Below are 24,524 nucleotides of genomic sequence, written 5' to 3'. Positions count from 1 at the left end.
CACGACAGCGCCACAGGACGCCGCAAGCGCAAGCAGAACAACCACAACATGACGAGGGAATGGCGATGACGGACAGGACAGCAGCGCTGCGGGCGCTCATCGAGGCGGTGGAGGCGGGGCGGGATGAGGACATTGACCTTCTCGCCTGCGAGATCTGGCATATGGACGGTATGTGCCGCGAGCCGCTGGACGCTTACAACGGCTCTCTAGACGCGGCCAAGGCGCTGCATCAAGCGCTGTTGCCGGGGTGGGATTACACCGTCGGGTGGGCGACAGGGCGCAGGCATCCCGTGGCAAGCGTTTGGCCGCATGACGATAATCACGCTGAGATTAACGTCGAGTCTGACACCCCAGCCCGCGCGTGGCTGATCTGCATCCTCCGCGCCTGTCTCTCACAGCAGGAGGCGGCATGAGCGCGGATCTTATTTTTCTGCTGGTGATCGCATCCCTTCCTTTCCTGTTCCTGCTGGGGTCGGGTGTGGCTGTTACCGTAGGGTATTTTTTCTCATACGACCGGCAGTATGACCGCATGGTGAATGCGCTGATCGACGGTGGAATGATCGAGCTGGTCGACAATTACACCGTGAGGTCGGGCCTGTTGGTCATGTGGATCCAGAACTACCCGTATGCCTATGGACGTCCCTACAGCTGCGGAGTCAGCGAGAGCTTGACGCTTTCCCCGTGGACCAAACGCCGGTTGCGCAACCACGTCCGCGACCTGTCAACACTTCGAGCACTGGAAAAGGTTAGGGGCGCAGCATGACCAGCAAAGCAGCCAAGCGCAAATCCGGGCGCAAGCGCAACAACCCCGTTAGCCTCCCCGCATGGGACCATGGCGCAATGGGCGCGGCCAACCGTATCGGGCTGGTGGTCGAGGACCGCGGCGAGGTAGACGCCCGCACGGGCAAGGTGCAGAACCCCAACGGCGTGACCGGCGTTCGGCGCGTGGATCTGCTGGAGTTCTGGCTCAAGCGCGGCAGCATATCGCAGGAAGGGCATGCAGCCGCTGTGAAGTTGCGTGACGCCTTCGAGGCAACCATGCGCTCCAAGCCCGCGCTGCCCGACAATGACCGCGTGCAGTCCAGCCCCAAGCCCGACCATGCCGTGACGATCCAGATTGACCGGATCAGCCGGTTTCAGGCGATAATGCGGCACGTCCAGGACAGCGACCGCGCCATTGTCCGGGCCTGCGTCATGGAGGGGCGGCACCCGTCCAGCATCTACGGCGCGCTGCGGGTCCGTGAGGGGTTTGAGCATCTGCGCAACGCTCTGGACTCGCTGGCCGATTCTCTCTTGCGGAGGTGATGTGAGGGATTGTCAAGCACGAGAATGTGCTGTAAATATAGTTTCGCGGGCGACTGGTGGATACGTTCATCTTTCGCCCGTTCTGATTCCGCTCTTTGGCGGATGTGCTGCCAAGTTGCAGACCTTCGGGCAGGCTGGTGCAAATCCAGTCCGGCACATCCACCTGAGCGCGGACGGTCAAGCACATCGCGGCGCTGGTGCACACAGCCGCGTAACCGTGCAGGGTGTTAGCTGCGATCCACGCTCAACAGGTGCCCCATGACAGTCAACCCGCATGGGAACGAACGCTGCTGATCGGTCATGAGGTTTCGCGCTCGGGCGGAACGGAAGCTGCAGCACCCGGCATAATTCACGAGCCCGCCACGCCTCTCAACGATGCGCACCCGGCGGGCCTCTATCGGCCCGTCAGCTTCGGTTGGCGGGCTTTCCCTTTCCCGCGAGCAGCGGCAGCGTTTTCGGTCCTCCCCCGATCTCGCGCTAACGAATGCGCCAAATCATTCTCGCCGCTGTTCACGAGAGAGGGGCAGCAAACACCGCAAAGGGCCTCGACGTCGAGAGACAGAGGCAGCGTGACGAATATGGCCGCCAAGAAATCTGGACGACCGACCGACTACAAGGACAGCTATGCCAAGCAAGCTGAGAAGCTTTGTGCCTTGGGTGCGACTGATCAAGAGATTGCTGACTTCTTCGACGTGCACGTCAGGACGATCTACCGCTGGAAGGCGGATCACGACGCATTTTGTCAGTCCCTAAAGGCAGGCAAGGATCAAGCTGATGATCGCGTCGAGCGCAGCCTGTACCAGAAGGCCATCGGCTATGAGCAGGACGAGGTGAAAATCTTCATGCCTGCTGGGGCGGAAGAGCCGGTATATGCGCCGTACCGCGCCAAGATTGCGCCCGACACGACGGCAGCGATATTCTGGTTGAAGAACCGCCGCAAGGCCGACTGGCGCGACCGCCAGGAGGTCGACCACAGCAACAGCGACGGAACGATAGCGGCGCTATTCGCCAGCATCAGTGCGGGCGGTCGGACGATCAATGACGATCCAGATTCGTGACCAGCTGCATGACCCGATCTGGCGGCTGAACAACCTCTACACGATCCAGGACAAGACTGGGAACCGCGTTCCGTTCAAGCCGAACGTAGCGCAGTTGGCTTATCTGCGGGACAATTCCAAAAGCGATATCATCCTGAAGGCCCGCCAGCTTGGCTTTACGACGCTGATGTGCCTGGTCGCGCTGGATGAGGTGATCTTCCTGAACGACTGGCGCGCGGCCATCATCGCGCACACGGTCAACGACGCGAACGAGATATTCGAATCCAAGGTCAAGTTTCCTTACGACAACCTGCCTGATGCTATCAGGGACGCACGGCCAGCCAAGAACGACCGGGCGGGCATGCTGCGGTTTGAGCATGGGTCAAGCATCCGGGTTGCAACATCGGCCCGGTCTGGCACGCTTCAGCGCCTGCATGTGTCCGAGTTCGGCAAGATCTGCGCCAACTACCCCAAGAAGGCGCGCGAGATTGTAACCGGCGCGTTTCCGGCTGTCGGCCAGAATGCCAAGACCATCGAAAGCACGGCTGAGGGGCAGGAGGGCTATTTCTTCCAGTTCTGCCAGGAAGCGCAGCGCGGGGCCGGTCAGTTCAAGTTCCATTTCTTCCCGTGGTGGAAAGAGCCGGGCTATGTCTGGCGGCCTGATCTGGTCGTGGAAACGGCAGAGGACAGGGCCTATTTCGAGGCGCTGGAGATTGACCACGGCATCAAGCTGACGCCTGAGCAGCGCGCTTGGTGGCTGCAGCAGGAAATGACGCTCGGCGGCGACATGAAGCGGGAAAACCCGTCGACCGCCGATGAAGCATTCGAGCAAGCGATTGAGGGCGCGTACTTCGCGCCGCAGCTTGCGCACTCTGACAAGCACGGGCTGATCGGGCGGTTCCCGTATGACCCGAAATACCCGGTCAACACGTTCTGGGACTTGGGTCGCAACGACATGACGACGATCTGGTTTCACCAGCGCATCGGCACGCGCGACCGGTTCATCGGCTATTACGAAAACAGCGGTGAGCATATCAGCCATTACGCGCGGTATGTCAGCGATTGGGCGCGACAGCGGAATGCGTCGTATGCCGATCACTACTGGCCGCACGACGGCGACCGCGAGGACCTGTTCCTTGAGGATGGGCGCTTGGCTGAGGCAGAGAAGCACGGCTTGAGTCCCCGCATCGTCCAGCGGGCGCAATCCAAGATGCACGCCATCGACGCGGCACGGGCGCGGTTTTCTAACTGCGACTTTGACGCGGCGGAATGCGCAGTCGGCATCAAGCACCTGCGGCATTACCGCAAGGAATGGGACGAACATCGTGAGGTCTGGAAGGACCGCCCGCTGCACAACACGGCAAGCCACGGGGCCGACGGCTTCATGACCTTCGCCTGTGGGTATCAGCCGGTCAGCAGCGATTGGGACAAGCCCTTGAGGCGCGGAATGAAGGGTATCGCCTGATGGACTATGCACAGCTTCAGCAGGCGGTGGCTGACTTCCTGAACCGCAACGATCTTTCCGCGCAGATCCCGACGTTCATCGCGCTGGCCGAGGCGCAGATGCAGCGCGAAATCAGGACGTGGTGGGGCGTGGCTCCGCAGCTTCATGGTGGCATTGGGGTTGATCCTGAGCCTGACCTCGTTCCGCTGTCTGGGGCCGCCCCGACGAACTGGCTTCTGGCCCGCGCGCCTGATGCATACCTCTACGGCTCGCTGATGGCGTCGGCCCCGTTCCTTATCGAGGATGAGCGGCTGGCCGTTTGGTCGCCGCTTTACGTGGCCGCGATGGACAAGCTGCGCGAGGAAAACGAGTGGCTGAAAAACCAAGGCCCGCTCGTGATGCGCAGCCCGCAGCAGCGCCGCGAATTGGACGGCCAATCGACGGGCACTGACTACACGGCGATCTATGAGGCGGCCAAGCAATGACCTATGCTTTCGACAAGGATGTGCGCGGGCTGGCGCAGGCGTTCGGGCGCGACATGGGCGCGGCGACTGCGCGGATTGATGCGATTGACGTTCCGAGCCTGTCATTTTTGATGCAAAGCACACGGGGATATCTCCCGGTCGGCACTTCACTTTTGACCCGCGCCGAGGGATTTAGCTATGAGGTTGTGTCGAGCGACCCCGATCTGACAACGGCTGGCGGTATCATGTTGCGCGTCCGGCCAAGCGCTGACGGGCTGATCCTTCTCGCGGCATGGGGCGTGGATGCCACCGGGGCTACTGATTGCAGCATCGCTTTTCAGCAGGCATTCAATCGCATCCCCGGCCCCGAGGGCGGAACGATTGTCCTGCCGCGAGGTCGCGTTCTGCTGAATGCTATGGTTTGGCGCAAGTTGAACGCAGGCGGGGCACTCGGTCGTGCGATTGCCATCGTCGGGTCGGTCTGTGGAAACACCACCGTAGTCGTGGGCCACGCTAACGCGGGGATTTACCTTGAAGGCCCGACCGGTTCGTTTGCCTCTGGTGTTGAGTGCTACGGCTTTCGCATGGAGGCCGCCACGCCCGGCATCGGAACCGGGCTTCGGCTGACCGGCATCGCGCGATCAGACATAAGTGTTCAGTTCCGCAACCTGAATGTGGGTTTGGAATGTGAGGCGGCGCTTATCAGCAAATTCCACATCCGCGCCGAATACTGCAACATCGGCGTCTATCTGCGTAAAGAGGGACACTTCGGCGGCGATTGGGGTGTTTCGGGCTGCAACGAAAACCATTTCTCCGGCGACCTCGGCATGTGCAAACGCTATGGCATGATCGCTGACACCATTCGCGGCATCACGCTCGATATGCACGTCGAACGGTGCGGCGATGTGGATATTGCTGGCGGCGGCGTCCACAATACGTCACGCGGCGGCGTGTGGTTCATCAACCCGGCAGGAACGCTGCGCATGCGGGGTTCGTCTGAGGATTGCGGGCGCACCATTGCCAGCAACGCGGGGACGGGTGTCGTCTATGCCTACACGGATGGCACTTCGGCAGAGCGCTGGACGCTCGACCTGCAAGGCTGGAACTTTTTCGGCACCCTTGGCCGACCCGATCACTTCGTCACAGTCGGACAGCACGCCTCGGCGGGATACGGTTCCGTTGTTATGTCCGGGGTGACATTCCGGGATAACGCGGCCTACACACCGGCTGCTGCCCGAGACAAAATCAAGATCGGCGCGACAGCGGCCAATATGCGCTGCGTTCTTGAGGGCGTGAGCATGACCCACGCCTCAACGGAAATGAGCTGGAATGCAAGTACCGATTATGTGGTCATCAACAGCCCGGATATCGGCCCTGACTCGCAGATCTATGTGCGCGGCTCGGGGGCGTTCGGGCAGGTGATTGAAGGCACGTTCAGCGACGCCTCCCTGACGCTACCCGCCAACACAAAGGTAAGCCTTTCGGGGGTTGCTTCCACAGGTTGCTGGATACGTTTCAGCACCGCCGCGAACGCCTTCCAGATTGGCACTGGCGCGAGCGACATCAAGCACACGTTCAGTCTCGCTTAAATGCAACCGGACAAATGATGGTGGTCTACTGATATGGCTGATACGACAACCCCCCGCCTTGAGCTTGTGAAGCCCGAAATCGGCTCGTCCGAAAATACCTGGGGCACCAAGCTCAACGCGAACATGGATCTCATCGACGGCAACGTGATGCTCGCGCTGGCCGCCACGGTGGGCGACATCAACGGCATCACCGCGACCGGTTCATACCGATACAGCGGCTCGCAGGCCCCTTTGCCCCCCTGTGTCGTGGACCACCGGCAGCTTGCCGATGGCACGCGCGTGCAGATGGCCTACGGGATGGGTGGCAGCATCAATGATGCGCTTTGGGTCCGGCGTTACAGCGGGGCTTGGTCGGATTGGTCGCGGGTCATGCCCGATCGCGGGGCCAACGCGAACGGCGAATATGTGCGGTTCCCCGATGGAACCATGATCTGCACCATGATTGGCACGACAAACGGCTCATATGCCGCTGGCGCGCTGTTCGCTTCGAACCAGCAGGCCTGGACTTTCCCGGTTCCGTTTGTGTCGACGCCGACCGTCAGTATGTCCGTCCTGCGGGTCAATACGTGGGGTGATGGGTTCAGCGCATCTCTGGTTGACGCAATGCTTTCCGTGGTCGGTGTGCTGGCCATTCCAAACGGCACATCCTATCGCGCAATGGCCGTGGGGCGCTGGAAGTAATGCTCGTTCCCTTCGATCTGCCCCCCGGCTTCTACGCCAATGGGACAGAGACGCAGGCAGCCGGTCGCTGGCATGACGGCAATCTGGTGCGCTGGCGCGACAAGGCGCTGTCGCCGGTGGGTGGCTGGCGTCAGAGGCGCGTCTTGAGCCTGACGACCACTCCGCGCGCTGTGCTGGCGTGGTCTGACCTGTCGTCGGACAAACGGTTTGCAGTCGGAGCGGCGGATTCGCTGACAGTCGTGGCTGCCAACGGCACGATGACCGTTGCAACGCCTGCTGGATTGGCTGGCGGCAGGGTGGATGCGTCGGCCAACCAGGGTTACGGCGGCGGGTTCTATGGCGCTGGCACATACGGAACGCCACGGGCTTATTCAGCGACTATTCTCGACGCCGACACATGGACATTTGACACCTGGGGCCAGAACCTCATCGCCTGTTCAACGGCAGATGGCAGGATCTTCGAGTGGAAGCCCGGCGACACGGCGGCGACCGTCGTTGCCAACGCGCCGGTAAACAACCGCGCAATCATGGTGACGGCTGAGCGCTTCCTGTTCGCGCTGGCGGCCTCGGGCAATCCCCGGCTGGTGAAATGGAGCGACCGCGAGGCCAATACGGTCTGGGCAGCGGCGGCGACCAATGAAGCCGGGGATATGGAACTGCAATCGGCGGGCCGGATCATGTGCGGCCTCAAGACGCGCGGCCAAACGCTGATCCTGACCGACGAAGATGCGTGGACTGCGACCTATCAGGGGCCGCCCTATGTCTACGGCTTCCAGCAGGTCGGCAGCGGCTGCGGTATCGTCTCGCGGCATGGGGCGATCAGCACCGACGCGGGCGTGTTCTGGATGGGCGAGGATGGGTTCTTTGCCTATGCCGGGCAGTCAGTCCAGCGGATGCAATGCGATGTTGCGGATCGTGTCTTTTCGGGTCTGAACGCGGCGCAGCGGTCGAAGATCAGCGTGGTTCACATCCCGGTCGAAGGCGAAGTCTGGTGGTTCTACCCGACTGGCATGGAGTGCGGGGCCTATGTCTCGTTTAACTACGTGACGGGATGGTGGGCGACGGGCGAGTTGGCGCGGACGGCAGGCACCACCGGCGACGTGTTCGACAACCCGATCTGGGTTTCACCGCAGGGTATCGCTTATGACCACGAATGGGGCTTTGACCACCGTGAAGCCACGCCTTGGGCTGAAACCGGCCCGCTCCAGCTTGGCAACGGCGATCAGGCGATGAGCGTGATCCGGCTGGTTCCAGATGGCGGCGCGCCCGACAGCGTGACGGCGAGCGTCAACGGGCGGATGTACCCGAACGATTTCGGCTATGGCGTCGGGCCATACTCGATCAGCAACCCGGTTTCGCTTCGCTTGACTGCTCGGCAGATGACGCTTCGGATTGACGGCGCGACGAATACAGACTGGCGAGTGGGGCCGTTCCGCATCGAGGCGCGGGCGAGGGGGCAGCGATGAAGCGCCCGTTGCTTGGGTCTGTCAGGCTGCCGGATGCGCCTCCTGCCTATTCGCAGATGGCAGAGATTGCCCGCAACCGGGTGATTGAGGCTGAGTTTGCCAAGACGTTCCGCAAGGGACGGGACACTGAGATTGGCGAGGGTCGGCTGATCCTGACCGTGCCGAACGGAACGCGCTGGCAGGTGACGGTCAGCAATGCGGGGGCGCTGTCGGCGGTGGCGGTATGAACCATCTGCTTGAGCATTGCCGCCCCTTCATCGAGGCGGCTTTGCGCGAGTGCAGCGGAACCCACAGCTTTGACGACGTGGCTGAGGGCATCGCATCCGGCAAGATGCAGCTCTGGCCCGCTGAGGACGCCTGTGCAGTCACGGAAATCGCCGTCTATCCGCAGCGCACGATGCTGAACTGCTTCCTGGCCGGCGGGTCAATGGAACGGCTCAAGGACATGGCCCCAGCAATGGAAGCATGGGCCGAGGCGCAGGGCTGCGACGGAACGGAACTGACAGGGCGTCACGGATGGGCGCGGGCACTATCGGGCATCGGCTACAAGCCCGCCGCTGTCGTAATGCGAAAGGACTTCGGAAATGGGCGGCAAGCAGACGACGAAAAATGAGATCCCGAAATACTTGCAGGAGGCCAGCCAGGACGCCATCGCGCGCGCTGGCACCGTCGCGGACCTCGGGTACACGCCATATTACGGCCTCGACGTGGCAGCCTTCACGCCCCAGCAGAACGCGGCCTTTCAGGGTGCAAATGACGCTGCGGCGGCTTTCGGGATGGGCGGTGGTGCGGTGAACATGCCGAACTCGACCACGCAGGGCGGTATCAGCGGCTATTCGTCGGGCGGCCTGTACGATGCTGCGCTGGCTGAACTGAAGCGCCGCCAGCCGGGCCTCTATGACGCGCTGCGGGGCGTGTCGATCAACCCGCAGACCGGGGCGGCCCCGACGGCTTTTGCCAAGCCTGAGCAGCCGCAACCGACGCAGCCTACCAAGCCGGTATTCCCGTGGACGCCGGGCGGGCAGCTGGTCAACGGGCCTAACGGGTTCGGCGGTTTCGGGAGGAATTACTGATGCCCAACGTGTTCCAGACCTCCGCGAACGCGCTGAATGGCGCAATCGACGTCTCGCGCCAGATCGCCCAGGGCGGCAACCTCGGCTTTGCAGCCCCGCAGATGAACAGCGTCTATGCGCAAGGCGGCGGCAACCTCGGCGGCACGAACCTGCAGCCGTATATGAACCCCTACACGCAGGGCGTCATCAACCGCACGATGGGCACGCTGCAGGACCAATACAAGCAGTCGGTCAACAACCTCGATGCGCAGGCCACGGCGGCGGGCGCGTTCGGTGGGTCGCGTCATGGCGTGGCGCAGGCGCAGGGCGCGCAGAACTATTACGACACGGTGGCCAACACCGCAGCGGGCCTGAACCAACAGAATTTCAACCAAGCCCAGCAGGGCGCGATGTTCGATATCGGCAACCGCCAGCAGTCCAACCAGTTCAACGCTGGCCAGATGCAGCAGGCGAACCAGATCAACGCCGGGAACCAGCTTCAGACGCGCTTGGCGAACCAAGGCGCTGCCGGGAACATGATGAACACGCAGCTGAGCGCGGCGGGTCAGCTCGGCAGCCTGTCGAACCTCGGCTTCGGCATGGGGCAGCAGGTCAACGCCGGACTGGCGCAGGCGGGCGCGCAGCAGCAAGGGCTGTTGCAGCAGCTTATCAACGCCGGGCGCGGGCAATATGGCGGCTTCACGGGCGCGCCGATGGCCGGGCTGGGGGCGATCATGTCGGCGGTCGGAGGCGCTCCGGGCGGCGGTGGCACGCAGACGCAGAGCAGCAGCCCCGGCCTGCTGGGTATGTTCTCGGGTGTCGCCTCGGGCCTTGGCGCGCTTGGGTCGGCTGGCCTGTTGTGCTGGGTGGCGCGCGCGTCTTTTGGGGAGGATGATGGGCGTTGGCTGAAGGTTCGGCAGTGGATGCTGACCAAAGCGCCGCTCTGGCTGTTCCGCGCCTATGTCAAGCACGGGCCGAAGCTGGCTGAGTGGATCGAGCGCCACCCGGCATCCAAGCCGGTATTCCGCCGCGCTCTGTCGACGCTGACGGGTGCGTGATGAGCATTGTCGACGGCATCAAGCAATCGGCTGCGGCCCTCGGGATTTCGCCGCTCGATCTCGCTACGGCCATCAGCTACGAGACCGGCGGCACGTTCGACCCGACGAAACGCGGTCCGACGACGCAATGGGGCCAGCATCGCGGCCTGATCCAGTTCGGGGAGCCGCAAGCGCGGCAATACGGCGTCGATTGGAGCGACCCTGTAGGCTCTCAGCTTGGCGCACAGGGCGCTGTCGTGAAATACCTACAGGGTGCAGGCGTGAAGCCGGGCATGGGCCTGCTGGACGTGTACAGCGCGATCAATGCGGGCAGCGTGGGGCGCTACAACGCGTCGGACGCGAACAACGGCGGCGCGCCTGGCACTGTCCGCGACAAGGTCGAACAGCAGATGGGCGGCCACCGGCAGAAGGCAATGGCGCTGCTCGGCGGCGACTATCAGCCCGACATGAGCCAGACCACGCCCGTAGGAGGCAATCAGATGCAAGGCATTCTCGGCATGGTTGCCCCGCAGCAGCAGGAAGACACCCGCACGTTCACGCAGAAGCTGGCGGACGGCGCGCGCGATGGCAGCCTGTGGGACGCGCTGGCGATGGGCTTCAACACGATGCGCGGCGATGAGGCTGACGCAGGCCTTGCGGCTTCGGTGCAGGGCCGCATGGACCAGCGCGCGGACGGCAAGCGCCGGAACCAAACGGCGGAATGGCTGCGCCAGAACGGGCACGACGATCTGGCCGCCGCGCTGGATCAGGGCGTTGTGGACGGCAGCAGCGCCATGAGCATGATCATGCAGCGCCAGCAGCAGCAGCAGGAGCAGAACACAACGATTGACTGGCTGGCCGCCAATGGCCGCTCGGATCTGGTTGAGGCGGTGCGCGCGGGCGTGCTGCCGGTGGATCAGGCCTTTGCGCAGGCGACGGCCAAGGCTGACCCGTGGGGCGGCGTCAAGGAGGTCAACGGCCAGCTTGTGTCGATGGGCGAGGGTGGGCCACAGGTGATCGGTGATTATCGCACGCCGGATGAGCCGGGCGCGCCAACGACCAAGAACGTAACCTTGCCCGATGGCTCAGAAGTGATGGTCCAATGGAACCCCACCAGCCAAGTCTGGGACGCTGCGCCGATCCCGCAGGGCGGCACAACTGGGACCGGTACACCGGCTGTGAAATTGACCGAGAGTGAGGGACGAAACACGGGGTTCCTGATCCGCTCCCAAGAAAGCAACGCCATCCTTGACCAGATGGAGGCGCAGGGCACGAGTTTGTCTGACCGTCTTGCGTCTGGGGTTCCTGTGCTGGGGAACTACATGGTGTCGGACGACTATCAAAAGTTCGACCAAGCCAAGCGCGATTTTGTCAACGCGATCTTGCGCCGTGAATCCGGTGCGGTCATCAGCCCAGAAGAGTTCGACAACGCGGATAAGCAGTATTTCCCGCAGCCCGGTGACGGGCCAGAGGTGACAGCCCAGAAGCGGCGAAACCGCGCGGCGGCCATCTCCGGCCTGCGTGTTGGTTCTGGTCAGGGCGCGCAACTTCCTGAAGTTTCTCCGCGTCAAGAAGCGCCCGTTCGACGCCGCTTCAACCCACAAACAGGTGGTTTCGAATGATCGAGATCGAAGGCCCCGATGGCGTGATCTACGAGTTCCCGGAAGGGACCGACGACGCGACGATGGCGAAGGCCATGCAGCAGGTCTACGGAGCGCCGCAGCCTGCGCAGCCCTCTGGCGTTCCTGATGACGTGCGTGCCCGCTGGCAGGCGGCCAAGGCGGGCACGCTTGAGGTGTCGCCGGAAAGCGCCGCGCGCCACGAGGCGGCAAGCCAGATGACCGGGCAAGGGGGTTTGAACAACGCGGCCCAAGCGGCTGGCGACGGTCTATTCTTCGGCTTCGGTGATGAGATCAGCGCCCGCCTGAACGCGCTGACCGGCTATGACGCCAACTCCGGCACCTATGGCAACCGCACGAATTACGACGACCAGCTACGCGCTGTGCGCGGACAAGAGGATCAGTTCCGCCAGGATCATCCCGTTGCCAGCATCGGTGCGGAGTTCGGCGGGGCCATGATCCCGGCAGCGTTCGGGGCGGGCCTGCTAGGGCAGGCGGCATCGTGGAAAGGCAAAATCGCGTCGGGCGCGGCGGCTGGCGGGATGATGGGGGCCGCATACGGGTTTGGTGAGGGTGAGGGCGGCTTAGCCAATCGCGTAGAACGCGGGTACCGCGATGGAATTTTGGGGCTGGCATTGGGTGCCGCGCTTCCGGCAGCCACGGGCGCGGTGCGATCCGTCGCGCAAGGCCGGGCCGCGAAGAAGGCACTGAACGAAGCGGCCAAGAACGCCCCGACCAGCGCGGAACTGCGGGCGATGGGCAACGCGCTCTACAAGCAAATTGACGACGCTGGGGTGCAGATCAAGCCGGAGGCGTTTGACGACATGCGGGGCGGCCTGCTGGACTACCTGCGTGCGAATACTGGCTTCGATGAACTGCCGGGGCCGGGCAGCCTGACGCCCAACACTGGGCGCGTCATGCAAATCATGGACCAGGCCGGGGAACGCATGGCGGCAGAGCCAACCGCAGCCCTGCCGTTCCGCAGCCTCGACCAGATGCGCAGGCAGGCAGGGGCGGCAGCGGGCAACGTCGCCAACAAGACCGACCAGCGCGCGGGGGTGGCTGTGATCGAGCAGCTTGACGATTTCGTGCAGAGGCTTGGGCCGGATGACGTGCTTGGTGGTGATCTGGATGCGCTGAAAACGGCCATCCCGAAGGCGCGCGAGGTTTGGTCGCGCATGTCCAAGTCGCAACTGGTCGATAACGCGATGGAGCGGTCAGAGAACTATCTGAGCGGCGCGGCCAGCGGTGTGCGGAACCAGTTCAAGAACATCTTGCAGAACAAGAAACTGGCGTCACAATTCACGGCAGCAGAGAAGGCCGCACTGCGGTCGGTCACCCACGGTTCGGCGCTGGATCAGATCATCAATTTGGCCGGTGGCGGCTTGGCACAGATGGGATCAATCGGCGGCGGCTTCGCGGCGGGTGGGCCTCTCGGCGCGCTGGCAGGGACCGGACTGGCCGCAGGGCAGCGCAAGCTTGCGGAGGCCGTTACCATGCGTTCCGCAGAGCGGGCGCGGGCGGCTATCGCTTCCGGTGCGCTGCGCCAGCAGGGCGTCCTTGATGCTCTGGCTATCGCCGGTCAGAGGCCGGAACGGCTGACTGGTACGGGGCTGCTTGGGATGCTTCCGCAAAGCGCTGACGCTCTGCAAACACTGTTAACAGGACGATAGCCAGCAGGACAAGAATCCCGATGTATGCCCGGCTATCGCTCTCGTTTTTTCCGATGCGCCACATGTAATAGGCAAAGGCTGCGGTGAGCGCATTCGCCACCAGAACGCCGACGATGACGGTTAAAATGCTCATCCGCTCAATCTAGCGCTGCGGTGGCGTTTGGGAAGGGGGTTCGAGCGCCCGCACGATGCGCATTGTATGCTTCCCGCGCGCCATCTCAGCAGTGTCCCAGAGCCTCAAGGCAACAATCTGATCGCGCGCCTGGCTGATGCGCATCCGGTAAAGGTGGTCTTTGATGCCAACCAGAAGAAAAATCGCCGCGCCGCAGGTGACCGCCTCTGGGCGGCTTAGAGCCAACTGGTAGAAAACGGACAGTAGCAGAATGGATGCAGTGCCTAGCCAGACGGTCCATTTCTGGTCCCTCTTGGCGTCATCGATCTCGAGTTCGCGCGCCGAAATCTCGAGATCTGTGTCAATCGCATCGGCCTCATCGCCATCCCGCATCACAACCTCCGCTCGAACCGCTCAATACGAGGAACAGCTGACCATTTGACCGAAACGATTGCAGGTCGTGTAGGTCGGCTGCGAAGCCTGATAGCTTGCCGCCGCTGCCGCGCCTCGCGCGCGAATGTTGCCGGTTTCGGTCTGGATGCACTGCGCCATATGCGGCGTGCCGGGCTGGAACCCATAACCAGAGCAAACCTTAGTGAAGTAGGCCGTCTTTGCCTCCTGAGAGGCCGTGCTGAGCCATACCGGGCTGCCTTCTTGCCCTAAAGACCCGTCCTCTGAGCAGGCGGACAGGCCAATAACAATCAGAGATAGAGCGATCCGACGCATTTCGCCTCCATAGAGAATCGTTCACGCCACCGTTACCACACCAGCCGTCCTTTGGGGCGGCTTTTTTCATGGGGATTCCATGGCAAAGCCCACCCGAATGACCGACGACGATATCCAGAAGATCGTGGCGAACGCGATTGAAGCCGCTGTCGACTTCATCACCTCCGATATCGAGCCTGACCGCCAGCTTGCGCAGCGCTATTTCAACGGTGAGGTCGATATCGGCCATGAGCCGGGCCGGTCGAAGGTCGTGGCGACGAAGTGCCGGGACGCGGTTCGGCAGGTCAAGCCATCGCTGATGCGGGTGTTTATGACCTCGGCCAAGCCGGTGGAATACGTGCCGACCGGGCCGGAAGATGTGGCCGTTGCCGAGCAGCAGACGAAATACGCGCAATACTGTTTCACCAAGGCGGGCGGGTACAAGCTGCTGAACTCGGCATTTCACGACGCGATGGTCAAAAAAACCGGCATTCTGAAGGGCTGGTGGGACGAGACTGAAACCGTCGAGATCGACAGCTACAGCCAGTTGACGGACGAGGCCTTCGCGCTGGTCGCCGGTGACGATGAAGTCGAGGTGCTGGAGCATACGCCATCCGTGCAGATGGTGGACTTGCCCATGGGTCCGCAGCCGATCACCCTGCACGACGCCAAGGTGGCCCGCACCAACACCAAGGGCGAACTGGCGATCAAGGCCATCGCGCCCGAGGATTTCTTTGTCGACAGCAACGCGACGTGCCTTGAGGACGCGTATATCTGCGGGCACCGGGCGGAGAAGCGCGTGGGCGATCTGGTCGCCATGGGCTTCGACTTTGATGAGGTTTTCGACCTCGGGCAGGGCGATGACGACGATGAGGCCGAGAGCAATCGCCGTGGCTTCACGCCCGATGATGAGGAAGGTTCTGCCGACCCGTCTATGAAGCCGGTGACGGTGTACGAAGCCTATATGCGGGTGGATATTGAGGGGGCCGGCATCCCGCGCCTCTATTCGTTCATCCTCGCGGGCGGCAAGAAAAAGCTGTTGCATTACGAACTGGCCGACATGGTGCCGTTCGCCGTGTTTGAGATCGACCCGGAGCCGCACGCGTTCTTTGGCCGGTCGCTGGTCGATATCCTGATCGAGGATCAGGACGCCGGAACCGCCATGCTGCGGGGCCTGCTGGACAACGTGGCTGCCTCCAATGCGCCGCGTCTTGCCATCGACACCAGCAGCGGCGCAGTCAACGTCGAGGACGTGCTGAACAACGAAATCGGGGCGGTGATCCGCACGAAGGGCACCCCGATGGACAAGATCATGCCGGTTGTCGTGCCCTTTACGGGCGATGCGGCGATGGGGGCGCTGCAGTATTTCGATGGCGTGATTGAGGGCAAGACGGGCGTTTCCCGCGCCTCGCTGGGCCTCGACGCGGACGCCCTGCAATCCACCACAGCGGCGGCGGTCAATGCCACCGTCAGCGGCGCAGAGGGCCAGGTCGAGGTCATGGCCCGCAATCTTGCCGAAGGCGGCATGAAGCAGCTTTTCCGGCTGATCCTGCAAATCGTCAGCCAGCACGTCGGGCCGGGTGAAATGATGCGGCTGGACGGGCAATTCGTGTCGGTCGATCCGCGTTCATGGCGGCTTGGCATGGACATGCAGGCCAACGTGGGCCTTGGCTCTGATCGGGCCGAGCAACGCGTGGCAACCCTGCAATTCACGCTCATGCAGCAGATGCAGATGATGGGCATGGGCAGCCCCCTGGTGACGCTGACGAATATCCGCAACACGCTGGCCGACATTCAGGCGGCGGGCGGTGTGCATAACGCGGATCGGTATTTCCAGCCGATGAACCCGCAGGTCGAGCAGCAGTTGCAGCAGCAGGCCGCAGAAGCCCAGCAGGGCGCGCCGCAAGACCCGAACGCGATCCTTGCGCAGGCCGAGGTGCAGAAAGCACAGATCAGCGCCCAAGCCAAGCAGCAGGGCGACGTGATCCGGGCGCAAACAGACCTGCAGAAAGCGCAGATGGCCGACGATCTGAGGCGCGATGAGATGGAGCAGAAAGCCATCATCGACGCGGCCAAGATCTATGGCGAATTTGCCTACAAGGCTAACGCCGCCGACGCCGAGAGCATCCGCGCGATGCAGGCAGAACCCCGGAATTACTGATGCCAGACACCATCAAGGCAATCGCCGCTCGGGCCAAGGCTTTGAGCGAAGACCCGACGTTTTTGGACGTCATGCAGCGAATTCGGGAGCGGCAAATCGCCGTGTTCCTGGATGCGTCATCCACACCGGAGGCGCGCGAAGAAGCCCACGTCCTGATCAGGGCGCTTGAGGCAATCACCAACCAGCTCAAGTCCGATGAGGACGACTGGGCTTTTGAGCAAAAGAAAGGTCAGCACCGTGGAAGCGACTGACAGCATGGACGATCTCGCAGCCAGCCTGATCGTGGACGTGACCGAGGCACCTGAAGATCAGACCGAGGTCGAAGAAGAAGCCCCCGAGGTCGAAGATACCGAGGAAACCGGCGACGAAGAAGTCACCGGCGAGGATGACGACGAACCTGAAGAGGACGAAGTTCCGCAGGAGCCGTCGCGCTTTAAAGTCAAAGTTGACGGCGAAGAACGCGAGGTGACCCTGGATGAACTGACCCGTTCCTATTCTGGGCAGGCGTACATTCAGAAGGGGATGCAGGACGTTGCAGCGGCCAAGAAAGAGGTCGAGGCGGCGTATTCCGAAATCCTCGAAGGGCGCGCAGCAATCGCGGCGCTCTACCAGCAACTCAGCAGCGGCCAGATGGTCGCCGCGCCGACGCCCCCGAACCCTGAGACCGCGAAAACCGACCCCATGCGCTACATGCAGCAGCGGGCCGAGTTCGAGCAGAAGATGGGGGCGTATCAGCAGCAGCAGCGCCAGATCCAGCAGGCCATGAGCCAGCAGGCCGAGGCGCAGGAATACCAGCAGCGCGTGTACATGGCCGAGCAGGCCCGCGAACTCGCGCAACGCATCCCTGAACTGGCCGACGCCGAGAAGGCAGGCGAGATCCGGGGCAAGCTGGTCGCTGCCGGTCAGCACTACGGTTTCACGGCTGATGAGGTGGGCGGGGTGATGGATCACCGCGCGCTGCTCGTTCTGCACGACGCGATGAAATACCGCGCGCTGCAAGCCGCAAAGCCCGCTGTCGCTGACAAGGCCAAGGCCGCCCGCCCGGTGGTCAAGCCCGGCGCGAAGCAAGCCGAGACTGGCAAGAACGCCGAGGCCGAGAAGATCCGCGCCCGGATGAAAAAAACGCGCAGCGATGCTGATTTCGTTGCGCATCTCCTGACCTGAAAAGGAAAACATCATGGCAGTTACCGCCAACACCGCGCTGACCTACAACAACAAGGTCATCCGCGAAGACCTCAAGGAAATGTATGCCCTCCTGACGCCCGACAAGACGGTTTTCCAGAACCTCGTCGGCAAGGGCAAATCGGAGGCCGTTCTGCACGAATGGCACGAGGTGGACCTCGCCGCTGTGGACAAGGCCAACCGCGTGCTGGAAGGCGAGGCCAACCCGGCGACCGACGCACCCACGCTGTCGGTCCGCAAGGGCAACTATTGCCAGCTGTCGGACAAGGTTGCGACGGTTTCCAGCACGTCCAACGCCTCGAACTCCGCTGGCGACACCGGCAAGATGGCGAAACAGATCGTCTTCAAGACCAAGGAACTGAAGCGCGATATCGAGTCGATGCTCCTGGACAACGTGGCGGCGAACGCTGGAGGCGCGGGTGTCGCGCGTGCATCGGCTGGCCTGCCCGCGTTCCTGACCACGAACGTCTCTCGCGGGGCTACCGGCGCGAACCCGACGACCTCGGGTGGCGCGGGCGGCGCGGGTTATCCCAACGCCGCTGCGACCGATGGCACGCTGCGGGCACTGACCGAGGCCATGCTGAAAGGCGTGCTGCAGTCGTGCTGGCAGAACGGCGCTGAGCCGCGCACGATCATGTGCGGCGGTCTGGTGAAGCAGAAGATCTCGACCCTGACCGGCAACGGCATGGTGCGGAACGGCGTGGCCGATGAGGAAACGCTGTACACCGCAATCGAGGTCTATGTTTCGGACTTCGGCACGCTGCAGGTGCTGCCGAACCGCTTCCAGCGTGCGCGCGACGTGTTCATCCTGGACCCCGACTATCTGTCGGTGGACTGGCTGCAGACCGTCAAGAACGAGGAACTGGCCAAGACCGGCCACGCCTCCAGCCGCCTGATCTCGGGGGAATATACCCTGATGGTCGAGAGCGAGAAGGCCAATGGCATCATCGCCGATATCGACGGCGCGCTGTAAGCAAACCGGGGCGGGCTTTGGTCCGCCCCTCCAATCAGGAGGCCATGACATGGCAGAGAAAACCGTTGAAATCGTCATCGTGACCGACCGCCAGCCGTGGGTGAACGACGCCCCCGCCGAGGCAGGCGAGATCCTCAACGCCAGCGAGGCCGACGCGGCCCGGCTGATCGAGCTGGGCTTTGCGAAGCCGGTGACGAAAAAGGGCTGATCGGCCCGACAGACTGAACGCGAGGGGTGGCTTAGGCCGCCCCTTTTTCTTTTTGCGAGGGCTGCCATGATCCGCGAGACTTTCCACCACGACGGCGACAATACCACCATTCAGCGCGCGCAGGACGTGAGTGCCGATATCAAGCACGCGGCGATGATCCGCGACAACCTGCGGCCCGGATCGGAAATGCGGCACGTCGGGAACATCCCGTTTGTCGTTGCCGAGCAATGGGCGCGTGAGTGCGGCGCTTCAATCGGCACGGCTGAGTTTGCCGAATACGTCAAGCGCAAGCTGATGGACGGCGAATTCGCGAAGTTCGCAACCGGGAAATTCTGACATGTTCAACGCGCCGTTTATCGGGCGGGGCCTCTCGCCAATCATTTTCGGGAATAGCGGGGCGGGTGGCACGCCGGTCATTCCTGCGCCTTCTCCACTGACCGCCCCCAGCATCGCCGTCAGCGGAAATGACTGGACCGTCACGCCCGGCACCTACAGCGGCGCGGATAGCGTCTCTACTGTCGTTCGGCTAGGAGGGGTTATCGTCGGCCTGACAGGCACGCTGGCGGCAGGCGACAACGGCAAGACCCTGACCGTTGATGAGACCGCCACAAATGCGGGCGGGACCGCGACACAGACGGCCTCGCGGGTGATGCCGTATGATGCGCTTGCCCCCTATTACGCCAGCGGCACCATCGGGATTCACTTCGCCACCGATGCTGTCACGACCAACGCGGGCGGGCAGGTCACGGGGCTGCGCAACAAGGGCGCGCTTGGGGCCGCCTTCAACGCCACGGTCTCGGGCGAGCCGATTGCCATATCCGGCAACGCGCTGAACCTGACCAGCACGTCAGGAACGATCACCACGGCAACCGCTGCGGCGCTGTCCGGCGTGCGGCTGATGTTTGTCGTAGGGCTGGATCAGATCGTCAACGGAACGCGGTTCTTTGGCCATGTGAATGGCGCGGTCACGTGGGACGTTCACACCAACACCAATGCCAGCGGCCTGATCGTGCAGGGCCGCTATGTCAGCGGCACAGCAACGGTGCTTTCTGGATCTCCGCGCATCCTGACCGCCGCGACCGGGTTTGCGCTCATCGAGGTCGAATTCAGCGCGACGCAATGGCTGACATGGATCAACGGGACGGCAACGACTGGTGCCAACGCCTCGGTGCCTGAGTTCTATATCTCGACGGTCGGGACCGGCACGTCCGGCGCGCGGATGCTCGGGGCCATGGGCGACGTTGCGGGCGTGCTGACCGGGCGCGCGGACACGGCAGCAGCCATCGCTGCATTGAAAACCCTGCTCAACCAGAAATTCGGGACGCCAGCATGATCCGATATCTTCTCACCCCCGAGGCTCACCGCGACCCGTACGTATGGGCCGCCGTGCTGATGGCCCATTTCGCTATCGGGGCGATGCTCTGGCCGCTGGTCGGCTGGTGGGTGGCGCTGATCTATACCGCGTTCGAGGCGGTTCAAGCGACCCGCGTGCGGCTGCTGGCATGGGACAGCGTGCTGGACTGGTGCGGCGTCATGCTCGGCGCGGCCTTCGTCTGGCAGGTGGTTGCTGGCGATTACTGGATGGCCACGGCGGCGGCTGTCTGTGCGCTGTGTATCGCGGCAGTTGGCGCGGGAACCAGATGGAAGGAACCGGCATGAACGAGCGGCAGGCAATCGGCTGGTTGGCGAAGAACGGGCTTTCACGCTATCGCCCAATCTTCATGGTGGCACAGATCGGTCTGTTCATCATCGGGGCGATGTTCTGGATCGACACCCAGAGCGGAGGGCAAGCATTCACCGCCGAGGTCTGGGGTGATCTGGCCTATTCCATCCCTGCCGAGTTCTGGGCTTTCGCCAATATGTCAACGTCCGCGCTGACAGCAATAGGCCTGATGAAGCCGGTGAAGAACAAAATGGTTTCAGTAGGGGCGGGGCTGAGTTGCCTGCAATATCTGGTCCTGTCGTGGTCGGCTGTTTTCGATGGCGGCGCGGCGGTCATTGGAATGTACGCATCGGTGTTTTTTCTGCCTCTCCATATGTGGATTTTGGGTGAGGCGATTGGATATGACGGCTGATTTTTTCGACGCGCTGGTGGCAACCTACGGCCCGCCTGTCGCCCTGCTGATCGTGATCGCGTGGCAGCTTTGGCGCAACAAGGCGGCCCCTGATGCCGGGCGTGACCTGTTCCGGGTGCTGGACGCGCTGAATGGCAAGGTCGATGACCTGAGCGACCAGATCGAGGACCTGCAGAAGGCGCAGCAGGCCGACAGCCGCCAGCTCGACAAGATAGAGAACCGGCTGACCTACGGCATTCCGGTGCAGCACTGGAGCGACCGGACGCAGCCGCCGCGCTAGGCCCGCCAGTGCGTAATGCGGTCGCCTTCGGGTACGAAATCGCGACCGTAGTAAATGCCGACCCGGCCTTTGTCAGTTCGGAACCTGCGGCGATGCACGTTGATGTACGGATTTACGGCTGCGGCAGGCACCCATGCAGTGCCGGGCTGTTCTGGGGGCAATTCGGGCGGCATTGCCCGAGATGGAAGCCACCCGAAAGCCTGTGCGGCCAAGCTGCTGAAAACTGAACTGAACATCCTTCCAATATACCCTCATCCGCCCGCCTTGTCGCGGGCTTTTCCATAGGTGAAGCATGAAGGACAACTTCGATGCCTGCATGACGCAGGTCTTTCTGCATGAAGGGGGCTACGCCGACGACCCAGCCGACCCCGGTGGCGAGACCAATTTCGGGATCAGTAAGCGGTCGTATCCTGAGGAAAATATCAAGGGAATGACCCGCGCCCGTGCCGCGCAGATCTACCGGCGCGACTTCTGGGACGCGGTGTCAGGTGACAGCCTGCCTGCAGGCCTCGACCTCTTGGCTTTCGACCCTGCCGTCAACAGCGGCGTGTCGCGCGGCGCGAAATGGCTGCAACAGGCGCTTGGGGTGCCCGATGATGGAAAGATCGGCCCCAAGACCATTGCAGCAGCCCGCGCCGCGCATCCTGTCGCCGTGATCGACCGGGCGTGCGATCTGCGTCTGGCGTTTCTGCGCACGCTCAAGACGTGGCCGCGCTACGGCAAGGGCTGGACGGCCCGCGTCGAGAGCATCCGTGAGGTTGCGACCGCCATGGCCGCCAGCAAGCCTGCCGCGCCGGTCACCACCCCCACCACATCGCCCGCCGCGCCGGGCTTCATCGGCATTGCCCTGGCCATCGCCGCCGCTGCCGCATTCTTCCTCACGAGGTAACCCATGGCATTCGACTTCATCCAAGGGGCCGTGCAGCCCATCATCGTTGACGCGCTTCTCTGGGGCGCGCTGGCCGTCATCGCATGGCTGATGCGCCTCATGCCGGAGCGCTGGCGTGTCGAGATCGAGGAAAAACACCGGCTCGCGCTGCACAAGGCGCTGGATACCGCTGTCGGGCTGGTGCTGGACACAGCACAACGCCATCCCGGCATCGCCATCCCTGACGCAGCAATCACGCGCGGGCTGGGCTATGTGCGCAACTCAGTGCCGGGGGCGATCCGCAAGCTTGGCCCATCACAGCAGCAGTTGGAGGCCATGTTGCGCTCCAAGCTGCAAACGGCGCTGGATGAGGCGACCGGGCGTGACCGGCTGGCCGAGGCGCTGAAGCGAGCAGGGGCCTGATTCGGCGCTTGTCGAATCGCGAGTTCTCATTATGTTCCGACTATGCCCAGCTGGCTCCATCATCCGACATGGCCCGACCACAGCCACGACACAGATCGCACGATTACGCGAGACCGGCTGGTTGTGGGTCGCGTCCATGTGGTGCTGATGCCATATGGGCCAGATAAATGGGGCTGGGCAGTCCAGACGCATCCGGCATCGAGCGGCCTAGCCGACACGCTGGATGAAGGACTGGAGATGATCAGGAAGCTTGCAACCGATGTGTTTCTCACCAAGCCACAGAGGCGGAGGTAATAGTAGCGCGGGCAGACAGCCGAGGGAGGTGTTTGCCCGCGCCAAGAAACATGAAAACTGGTCACTTTGCGCGTATCTAAATACCGCAATACCGCCGAATTTCAGCTGTGGATACTGGTAAGATTGCCTATGCTCTGGAACACTGCCGAAACGAAAATGCTCACATTCTTTCGTGCAACAACAGCGGTCTGCACGAATGTCGTCGGTTACGGTTAGGTAAACCTTCAACAGAGTCCCATATAGATATCATCCAAGGCGTATCCCGCCGTGGACATATGGAGGGTCCCAAGTGAACCCCAACGACCAAGCCAACAACAGCAATGATCCGAAAACCCCGAAGCCCGGCGACGAGGCACCTCGGGAAGGTCGTTCGTCTGATCAGAAACAAGATCAGTCTGAGCAACGCGACCAGCACAAGGATCAGGGCAAGCAGGATCAGCGACGCTGATCGCCTGAATTTTCGGTGAAGTTGCGCGGACAAGGTCTTGCCCCTCGGGGGAGGCTGGCACCGCCATTTATTAGTAGCCGGAAGGCGAAGCGGCAGGGTGTGACCCCTGCCGTTTTGTCGTTTTATTTACCGCCGCAGCGGTGATCCCGCCCGGCGCGTGGGTCAGGGGCGAACCATTGCGGCGCAGTATGCGGCCACAAACGTTGGTATGACCCAATCCTGATGGCCGAGACGGATGCAGTTCGCTGCGTCAGCAAGGCTGATGATCGCACCCACAGTCCAAAGCGGCCATATCATCCCCGCTCCCCCTCATTGTCCCCTGCGCCCACCCGGCCATAGGCGAAGTCGATATGTTCCTCGACCTTGGCCCATGCCTCTTGGATGGCCGGTGAACCCTCGGCCGCAATGGCGCGGCGAAGGGCGTTGATCTCGGCGTACATCTTCGGGACGCGTCGGTTGCCGTAGCGGGCGGGCGCGGTCATTTTGTGGCGTCCAGAAAATCGGAAATTGCGGTTCTGATGCCTTCCCATTTGTCTGCAGCATCTTCGCCAAAATCACGGGCAACATCTTCGCGGGTCATGGGCGTATGCTCGTCATTTATGTACAGGCCCATGATCCGCGAATAGTGCGGCTGCGAGGCCTCCCTGATCGCAGCCTGAATCTTGGCGTTGCGGAACAAGGTTCGATACGGCTCTGCAATCCCGCTCATCCCCGCTCCCCCGCCAGTGCGCGCAGGGCGACAAGCCCCTCCGTTACAGTCTGGTCAATCAGATCGGAGTTCGCCCATCGGTGGCGGTCCCCATCGGTGGCCGTCATGTTCAATTCTCGGATTTCGTTCAGCGCGATTTTGACCCGCGCCGCCGCCTCGACGCTCACCGTGCCCGCGCTGGACTGGGTGCAGTCACGGCAGGGTTGGAGGGCGTGCTCATGGAGGCCAAAGTCGCTGCACGTTTTGCACGCCACCGGCTGCGGCTCGGGGTCGGCCTGGATCGCGGCGAGGATGCGGTCCTCGTAATCGGCCTGAGCGGCTGCATACGCCGCATCTTCGTTGCCGCCTTCATAGATCACCTTGCAGTCCGGGTACCTGATCACGCGGAACCACACTTCCGGGTCGTCTCGGTAGGTCCATGTGAGATTGTACTTTATCAGGCCAGCCGAAGCGTTCTCGCCCCAGCAACTCAAGTCGGCGCGCACCCACTCCAGCGTCCTGATCGTGCCGCTTACATGCTTGGGGGTGGCGGTTGAGGCGGTGGTCATTCGTCAAACCTTTTCCATTTCATCACCCACCTGAAACCATTTCGGTCCCATGAGGCGATCGTGAATACGCCTAAAGTTAGGCGCACCGGAAGGAAGATTGTTGAGGCTAAAATAAAGCCATATGCGAACTCCGTCATGCGCCCGCCTCCTTGCGCTGGTCGAGGCGGGCGA

The 24,524-nt window shown here is 62.6% G+C and carries 33 protein-coding genes; 28 read left to right on the top strand and 5 right to left on the bottom strand.

Features of this window, described 5'->3' with window-relative positions; genetic code table 11:
- Window positions 1-59 precede the first annotated feature (59 nt).
- The 15 genes from IQ24_RS13135 to IQ24_RS13065 all read left to right on the top strand — a co-directional run bounded on the left by IQ24_RS13135 (window position 60) and on the right by IQ24_RS13065 (window position 13,367).
- Window positions 60-413: a hypothetical protein gene (locus IQ24_RS13135; RefSeq protein ID WP_145398557.1), complete on the top strand. Its 354-nt coding sequence runs from the start codon at window positions 60-62 to the stop codon at window positions 411-413.
- Window positions 410-763, top strand: a complete 354-nt coding sequence (locus tag IQ24_RS13130) for a hypothetical protein (RefSeq protein WP_145398555.1) — start codon at window positions 410-412, stop codon at window positions 761-763. Before IQ24_RS13135 ends, IQ24_RS13130 begins: the two co-directional genes overlap by 4 nt.
- Complete coding sequence (locus IQ24_RS13125) at window positions 760-1,305, top strand: hypothetical protein (protein ID WP_145398553.1); 546 nt, start codon at window positions 760-762, stop codon at window positions 1,303-1,305. The genes IQ24_RS13130 and IQ24_RS13125 overlap by 4 nt, the downstream gene beginning before the upstream one ends.
- A 569-nt stretch (window positions 1,306-1,874) precedes the next feature.
- Window positions 1,875-2,363, top strand: coding sequence for a helix-turn-helix domain-containing protein (locus tag IQ24_RS13120; RefSeq protein ID WP_199756572.1), 489 nt, complete (start codon window positions 1,875-1,877; stop codon window positions 2,361-2,363).
- Complete coding sequence (locus tag IQ24_RS13115; RefSeq protein ID WP_199756571.1) at window positions 2,344-3,807, top strand: terminase large subunit; 1,464 nt, start codon at window positions 2,344-2,346, stop codon at window positions 3,805-3,807. Before IQ24_RS13120 ends, IQ24_RS13115 begins: the two co-directional genes overlap by 20 nt.
- Entirely contained in the window at window positions 3,807-4,271 is a 465-nt protein-coding gene (locus IQ24_RS13110; protein WP_145398551.1) for a phage adaptor protein, read from the top strand. Before IQ24_RS13115 ends, IQ24_RS13110 begins: the two co-directional genes overlap by 1 nt.
- Entirely contained in the window at window positions 4,268-5,839 is a 1,572-nt protein-coding gene (locus IQ24_RS13105; protein WP_145398549.1) for a hypothetical protein, read from the top strand. The genes IQ24_RS13110 and IQ24_RS13105 overlap by 4 nt, the downstream gene beginning before the upstream one ends.
- 33 nt (window positions 5,840-5,872) lie before the next feature.
- Window positions 5,873-6,520 (top strand): hypothetical protein, encoded by a 648-nt coding sequence (locus IQ24_RS13100; protein WP_145398548.1) that lies wholly within the window; start codon window positions 5,873-5,875, stop codon window positions 6,518-6,520.
- Window positions 6,520-7,986: a hypothetical protein gene (locus IQ24_RS13095; protein ID WP_145398546.1), complete on the top strand. Its 1,467-nt coding sequence runs from the start codon at window positions 6,520-6,522 to the stop codon at window positions 7,984-7,986. Before IQ24_RS13100 ends, IQ24_RS13095 begins: the two co-directional genes overlap by 1 nt.
- Complete coding sequence (locus tag IQ24_RS13090) at window positions 7,983-8,213, top strand: hypothetical protein (protein ID WP_145398544.1); 231 nt, start codon at window positions 7,983-7,985, stop codon at window positions 8,211-8,213. Before IQ24_RS13095 ends, IQ24_RS13090 begins: the two co-directional genes overlap by 4 nt.
- Window positions 8,210-8,599, top strand: a complete 390-nt coding sequence (locus IQ24_RS13085; protein ID WP_145398542.1) for a hypothetical protein — start codon at window positions 8,210-8,212, stop codon at window positions 8,597-8,599. Before IQ24_RS13090 ends, IQ24_RS13085 begins: the two co-directional genes overlap by 4 nt.
- Entirely contained in the window at window positions 8,571-9,059 is a 489-nt protein-coding gene (locus IQ24_RS13080; RefSeq protein WP_145398540.1) for a hypothetical protein, read from the top strand. Before IQ24_RS13085 ends, IQ24_RS13080 begins: the two co-directional genes overlap by 29 nt.
- Window positions 9,059-10,096 (top strand): hypothetical protein, encoded by a 1,038-nt coding sequence (locus tag IQ24_RS13075; protein WP_145398538.1) that lies wholly within the window; start codon window positions 9,059-9,061, stop codon window positions 10,094-10,096. The genes IQ24_RS13080 and IQ24_RS13075 overlap by 1 nt, the downstream gene beginning before the upstream one ends.
- Window positions 10,096-11,697 carry a hypothetical protein gene (locus IQ24_RS13070; RefSeq protein ID WP_145398536.1) on the top strand — a complete coding sequence of 534 codons (1,602 nt, stop codon included), beginning with the start codon at window positions 10,096-10,098 and terminating at the stop codon, window positions 11,695-11,697. The genes IQ24_RS13075 and IQ24_RS13070 overlap by 1 nt, the downstream gene beginning before the upstream one ends.
- Window positions 11,694-13,367, top strand: a complete 1,674-nt coding sequence (locus IQ24_RS13065) for a hypothetical protein (protein WP_145398534.1) — start codon at window positions 11,694-11,696, stop codon at window positions 13,365-13,367. Before IQ24_RS13070 ends, IQ24_RS13065 begins: the two co-directional genes overlap by 4 nt.
- Window positions 13,368-13,509: 142 nt before the next feature.
- Here IQ24_RS13065 and IQ24_RS13060 read toward each other — a convergent pair whose 3' ends face one another.
- Complete coding sequence (locus IQ24_RS13060) at window positions 13,510-13,872, bottom strand: hypothetical protein (RefSeq protein ID WP_145398532.1); 363 nt, start codon at window positions 13,870-13,872, stop codon at window positions 13,510-13,512.
- Between the two features lie 21 nt (window positions 13,873-13,893).
- Complete coding sequence (locus tag IQ24_RS13055; RefSeq protein ID WP_145398530.1) at window positions 13,894-14,205, bottom strand: hypothetical protein; 312 nt, start codon at window positions 14,203-14,205, stop codon at window positions 13,894-13,896.
- A 79-nt stretch (window positions 14,206-14,284) separates the two neighbouring features.
- On the opposite strand from IQ24_RS13055, the gene IQ24_RS13050 reads away from it, so the two are divergent.
- The 13 genes from IQ24_RS13050 to IQ24_RS20110 all read left to right on the top strand — a co-directional run bounded on the left by IQ24_RS13050 (window position 14,285) and on the right by IQ24_RS20110 (window position 23,096).
- The gene (locus IQ24_RS13050; RefSeq protein ID WP_145398528.1) at window positions 14,285-16,345 is read left to right on the top strand and encodes a portal protein; all 2,061 of its coding nucleotides are present in this window, start codon (window positions 14,285-14,287) and stop codon (window positions 16,343-16,345) included.
- Entirely contained in the window at window positions 16,345-16,596 is a 252-nt protein-coding gene (locus IQ24_RS13045; protein WP_145398526.1) for a hypothetical protein, read from the top strand. The genes IQ24_RS13050 and IQ24_RS13045 overlap by 1 nt, the downstream gene beginning before the upstream one ends.
- Entirely contained in the window at window positions 16,583-17,509 is a 927-nt protein-coding gene (locus IQ24_RS13040; RefSeq protein WP_158637522.1) for a hypothetical protein, read from the top strand. Before IQ24_RS13045 ends, IQ24_RS13040 begins: the two co-directional genes overlap by 14 nt.
- Window positions 17,510-17,522: 13 nt before the next feature.
- The gene (locus IQ24_RS13035; RefSeq protein WP_145398523.1) at window positions 17,523-18,500 is read left to right on the top strand and encodes an SU10 major capsid protein; all 978 of its coding nucleotides are present in this window, start codon (window positions 17,523-17,525) and stop codon (window positions 18,498-18,500) included.
- Between the two features lie 49 nt (window positions 18,501-18,549).
- On the top strand, window positions 18,550-18,708 hold the full coding sequence (locus IQ24_RS20115; protein WP_158637521.1) for a hypothetical protein: 159 nt from the start codon (window positions 18,550-18,552) through the stop codon (window positions 18,706-18,708).
- A 66-nt stretch (window positions 18,709-18,774) separates the two neighbouring features.
- Window positions 18,775-19,044, top strand: coding sequence for a hypothetical protein (locus tag IQ24_RS13030; RefSeq protein WP_145398521.1), 270 nt, complete (start codon window positions 18,775-18,777; stop codon window positions 19,042-19,044).
- 1 nt (window position 19,045) lies between these two features.
- Complete coding sequence (locus IQ24_RS13025) at window positions 19,046-20,041, top strand: hypothetical protein (protein ID WP_145398519.1); 996 nt, start codon at window positions 19,046-19,048, stop codon at window positions 20,039-20,041.
- Window positions 20,038-20,367: a hypothetical protein gene (locus IQ24_RS13020; protein ID WP_145398517.1), complete on the top strand. Its 330-nt coding sequence runs from the start codon at window positions 20,038-20,040 to the stop codon at window positions 20,365-20,367. Before IQ24_RS13025 ends, IQ24_RS13020 begins: the two co-directional genes overlap by 4 nt.
- A complete protein-coding gene (locus IQ24_RS13015; RefSeq protein WP_145398515.1) occupies window positions 20,364-20,783 on the top strand; it encodes a hypothetical protein in 420 nt (139 codons plus the stop codon). Before IQ24_RS13020 ends, IQ24_RS13015 begins: the two co-directional genes overlap by 4 nt.
- The gene (locus IQ24_RS13010; RefSeq protein WP_145398512.1) at window positions 20,773-21,063 is read left to right on the top strand and encodes a hypothetical protein; all 291 of its coding nucleotides are present in this window, start codon (window positions 20,773-20,775) and stop codon (window positions 21,061-21,063) included. Before IQ24_RS13015 ends, IQ24_RS13010 begins: the two co-directional genes overlap by 11 nt.
- A gap of 292 nt (window positions 21,064-21,355) precedes the next feature.
- Complete coding sequence (locus IQ24_RS13005; protein WP_145398510.1) at window positions 21,356-21,952, top strand: glycoside hydrolase family 108 protein; 597 nt, start codon at window positions 21,356-21,358, stop codon at window positions 21,950-21,952.
- A 3-nt stretch (window positions 21,953-21,955) separates the two neighbouring features.
- The gene (locus IQ24_RS13000) at window positions 21,956-22,354 is read left to right on the top strand and encodes a hypothetical protein (RefSeq protein ID WP_145398508.1); all 399 of its coding nucleotides are present in this window, start codon (window positions 21,956-21,958) and stop codon (window positions 22,352-22,354) included.
- Between the two features lie 583 nt (window positions 22,355-22,937).
- Entirely contained in the window at window positions 22,938-23,096 is a 159-nt protein-coding gene (locus IQ24_RS20110; protein ID WP_158637520.1) for a hypothetical protein, read from the top strand.
- 293 nt (window positions 23,097-23,389) lie between these two features.
- On the opposite strand, the gene IQ24_RS12995 is transcribed toward IQ24_RS20110, so the two are convergent.
- Genes IQ24_RS12995 through IQ24_RS12985 form a run of 3 tightly spaced genes read right to left on the bottom strand, consistent with a single transcriptional unit; the run spans window position 23,390 to window position 24,353 of the window.
- Window positions 23,390-23,578 carry a hypothetical protein gene (locus IQ24_RS12995; RefSeq protein ID WP_145398506.1) on the bottom strand — a complete coding sequence of 63 codons (189 nt, stop codon included), beginning with the start codon at window positions 23,576-23,578 and terminating at the stop codon, window positions 23,390-23,392.
- Window positions 23,575-23,805 (bottom strand): hypothetical protein, encoded by a 231-nt coding sequence (locus tag IQ24_RS12990; RefSeq protein WP_145398504.1) that lies wholly within the window; start codon window positions 23,803-23,805, stop codon window positions 23,575-23,577. Before IQ24_RS12990 ends, IQ24_RS12995 begins: the two co-directional genes overlap by 4 nt.
- Complete coding sequence (locus IQ24_RS12985) at window positions 23,802-24,353, bottom strand: hypothetical protein (RefSeq protein ID WP_145396112.1); 552 nt, start codon at window positions 24,351-24,353, stop codon at window positions 23,802-23,804. The genes IQ24_RS12990 and IQ24_RS12985 overlap by 4 nt, the downstream gene beginning before the upstream one ends.
- Window positions 24,354-24,524 lie beyond the last annotated feature (171 nt).

It is taken from the genome of Paracoccus sulfuroxidans, assembly GCF_007830335.1.
In the GTDB taxonomy this organism is placed as follows: Bacteria; Pseudomonadota; Alphaproteobacteria; order Rhodobacterales; family Rhodobacteraceae; genus Paracoccus; species Paracoccus sulfuroxidans.
This window is presented reverse-complemented; position numbering and strand designations above follow the sequence as displayed.

Excerpts from the sequence above, each read along its gene's own strand:
- IQ24_RS12995 (WP_145398506.1), bottom strand. The coding sequence starts at position 23,578 with ATGACCGCGCCCGCCCGCTACGGCAACCGACGCGTCCCGAAGATGTAC.
- IQ24_RS13110 (WP_145398551.1), top strand. The coding sequence starts at position 3,807 with ATGGACTATGCACAGCTTCAGCAGGCGGTGGCTGACTTCCTGAACCGC.
- IQ24_RS12985 (WP_145396112.1), bottom strand. The coding sequence starts at position 24,353 with ATGACCACCGCCTCAACCGCCACCCCCAAGCATGTAAGCGGCACGATC.
- IQ24_RS13130 (WP_145398555.1), top strand. The coding sequence starts at position 410 with ATGAGCGCGGATCTTATTTTTCTGCTGGTGATCGCATCCCTTCCTTTC.
- IQ24_RS13085 (WP_145398542.1), top strand. The coding sequence starts at position 8,210 with ATGAACCATCTGCTTGAGCATTGCCGCCCCTTCATCGAGGCGGCTTTG.
- IQ24_RS13000 (WP_145398508.1), top strand. The coding sequence starts at position 21,956 with ATGGCATTCGACTTCATCCAAGGGGCCGTGCAGCCCATCATCGTTGAC.
- IQ24_RS13105 (WP_145398549.1), top strand. The coding sequence starts at position 4,268 with ATGACCTATGCTTTCGACAAGGATGTGCGCGGGCTGGCGCAGGCGTTC.
- IQ24_RS13055 (WP_145398530.1), bottom strand. The coding sequence starts at position 14,205 with ATGCGTCGGATCGCTCTATCTCTGATTGTTATTGGCCTGTCCGCCTGC.
- IQ24_RS13045 (WP_145398526.1), top strand. The coding sequence starts at position 16,345 with ATGCCAGACACCATCAAGGCAATCGCCGCTCGGGCCAAGGCTTTGAGC.
- IQ24_RS13060 (WP_145398532.1), bottom strand. The coding sequence starts at position 13,872 with ATGCGGGATGGCGATGAGGCCGATGCGATTGACACAGATCTCGAGATT.
- IQ24_RS13135 (WP_145398557.1), top strand. The coding sequence starts at position 60 with ATGGCGATGACGGACAGGACAGCAGCGCTGCGGGCGCTCATCGAGGCG.
- IQ24_RS13095 (WP_145398546.1), top strand. The coding sequence starts at position 6,520 with ATGCTCGTTCCCTTCGATCTGCCCCCCGGCTTCTACGCCAATGGGACA.
- IQ24_RS20115 (WP_158637521.1), top strand. The coding sequence starts at position 18,550 with ATGGCAGAGAAAACCGTTGAAATCGTCATCGTGACCGACCGCCAGCCG.
- IQ24_RS13030 (WP_145398521.1), top strand. The coding sequence starts at position 18,775 with ATGATCCGCGAGACTTTCCACCACGACGGCGACAATACCACCATTCAG.
- IQ24_RS13075 (WP_145398538.1), top strand. The coding sequence starts at position 9,059 with ATGCCCAACGTGTTCCAGACCTCCGCGAACGCGCTGAATGGCGCAATC.
- IQ24_RS13080 (WP_145398540.1), top strand. The coding sequence starts at position 8,571 with ATGGGCGGCAAGCAGACGACGAAAAATGAGATCCCGAAATACTTGCAG.
- IQ24_RS13115 (WP_199756571.1), top strand. The coding sequence starts at position 2,344 with ATGACGATCCAGATTCGTGACCAGCTGCATGACCCGATCTGGCGGCTG.
- IQ24_RS13050 (WP_145398528.1), top strand. The coding sequence starts at position 14,285 with ATGGCAAAGCCCACCCGAATGACCGACGACGATATCCAGAAGATCGTG.
- IQ24_RS13090 (WP_145398544.1), top strand. The coding sequence starts at position 7,983 with ATGAAGCGCCCGTTGCTTGGGTCTGTCAGGCTGCCGGATGCGCCTCCT.
- IQ24_RS13065 (WP_145398534.1), top strand. The coding sequence starts at position 11,694 with ATGATCGAGATCGAAGGCCCCGATGGCGTGATCTACGAGTTCCCGGAA.
- IQ24_RS13025 (WP_145398519.1), top strand. The coding sequence starts at position 19,046 with ATGTTCAACGCGCCGTTTATCGGGCGGGGCCTCTCGCCAATCATTTTC.
- IQ24_RS13100 (WP_145398548.1), top strand. The coding sequence starts at position 5,873 with ATGGCTGATACGACAACCCCCCGCCTTGAGCTTGTGAAGCCCGAAATC.
- IQ24_RS13125 (WP_145398553.1), top strand. The coding sequence starts at position 760 with ATGACCAGCAAAGCAGCCAAGCGCAAATCCGGGCGCAAGCGCAACAAC.
- IQ24_RS13020 (WP_145398517.1), top strand. The coding sequence starts at position 20,038 with ATGATCCGATATCTTCTCACCCCCGAGGCTCACCGCGACCCGTACGTA.
- IQ24_RS13070 (WP_145398536.1), top strand. The coding sequence starts at position 10,096 with ATGAGCATTGTCGACGGCATCAAGCAATCGGCTGCGGCCCTCGGGATT.
- IQ24_RS12990 (WP_145398504.1), bottom strand. The coding sequence starts at position 23,805 with ATGAGCGGGATTGCAGAGCCGTATCGAACCTTGTTCCGCAACGCCAAG.
- IQ24_RS13010 (WP_145398512.1), top strand. The coding sequence starts at position 20,773 with ATGACGGCTGATTTTTTCGACGCGCTGGTGGCAACCTACGGCCCGCCT.
- IQ24_RS13035 (WP_145398523.1), top strand. The coding sequence starts at position 17,523 with ATGGCAGTTACCGCCAACACCGCGCTGACCTACAACAACAAGGTCATC.
- IQ24_RS13015 (WP_145398515.1), top strand. The coding sequence starts at position 20,364 with ATGAACGAGCGGCAGGCAATCGGCTGGTTGGCGAAGAACGGGCTTTCA.
- IQ24_RS13005 (WP_145398510.1), top strand. The coding sequence starts at position 21,356 with ATGAAGGACAACTTCGATGCCTGCATGACGCAGGTCTTTCTGCATGAA.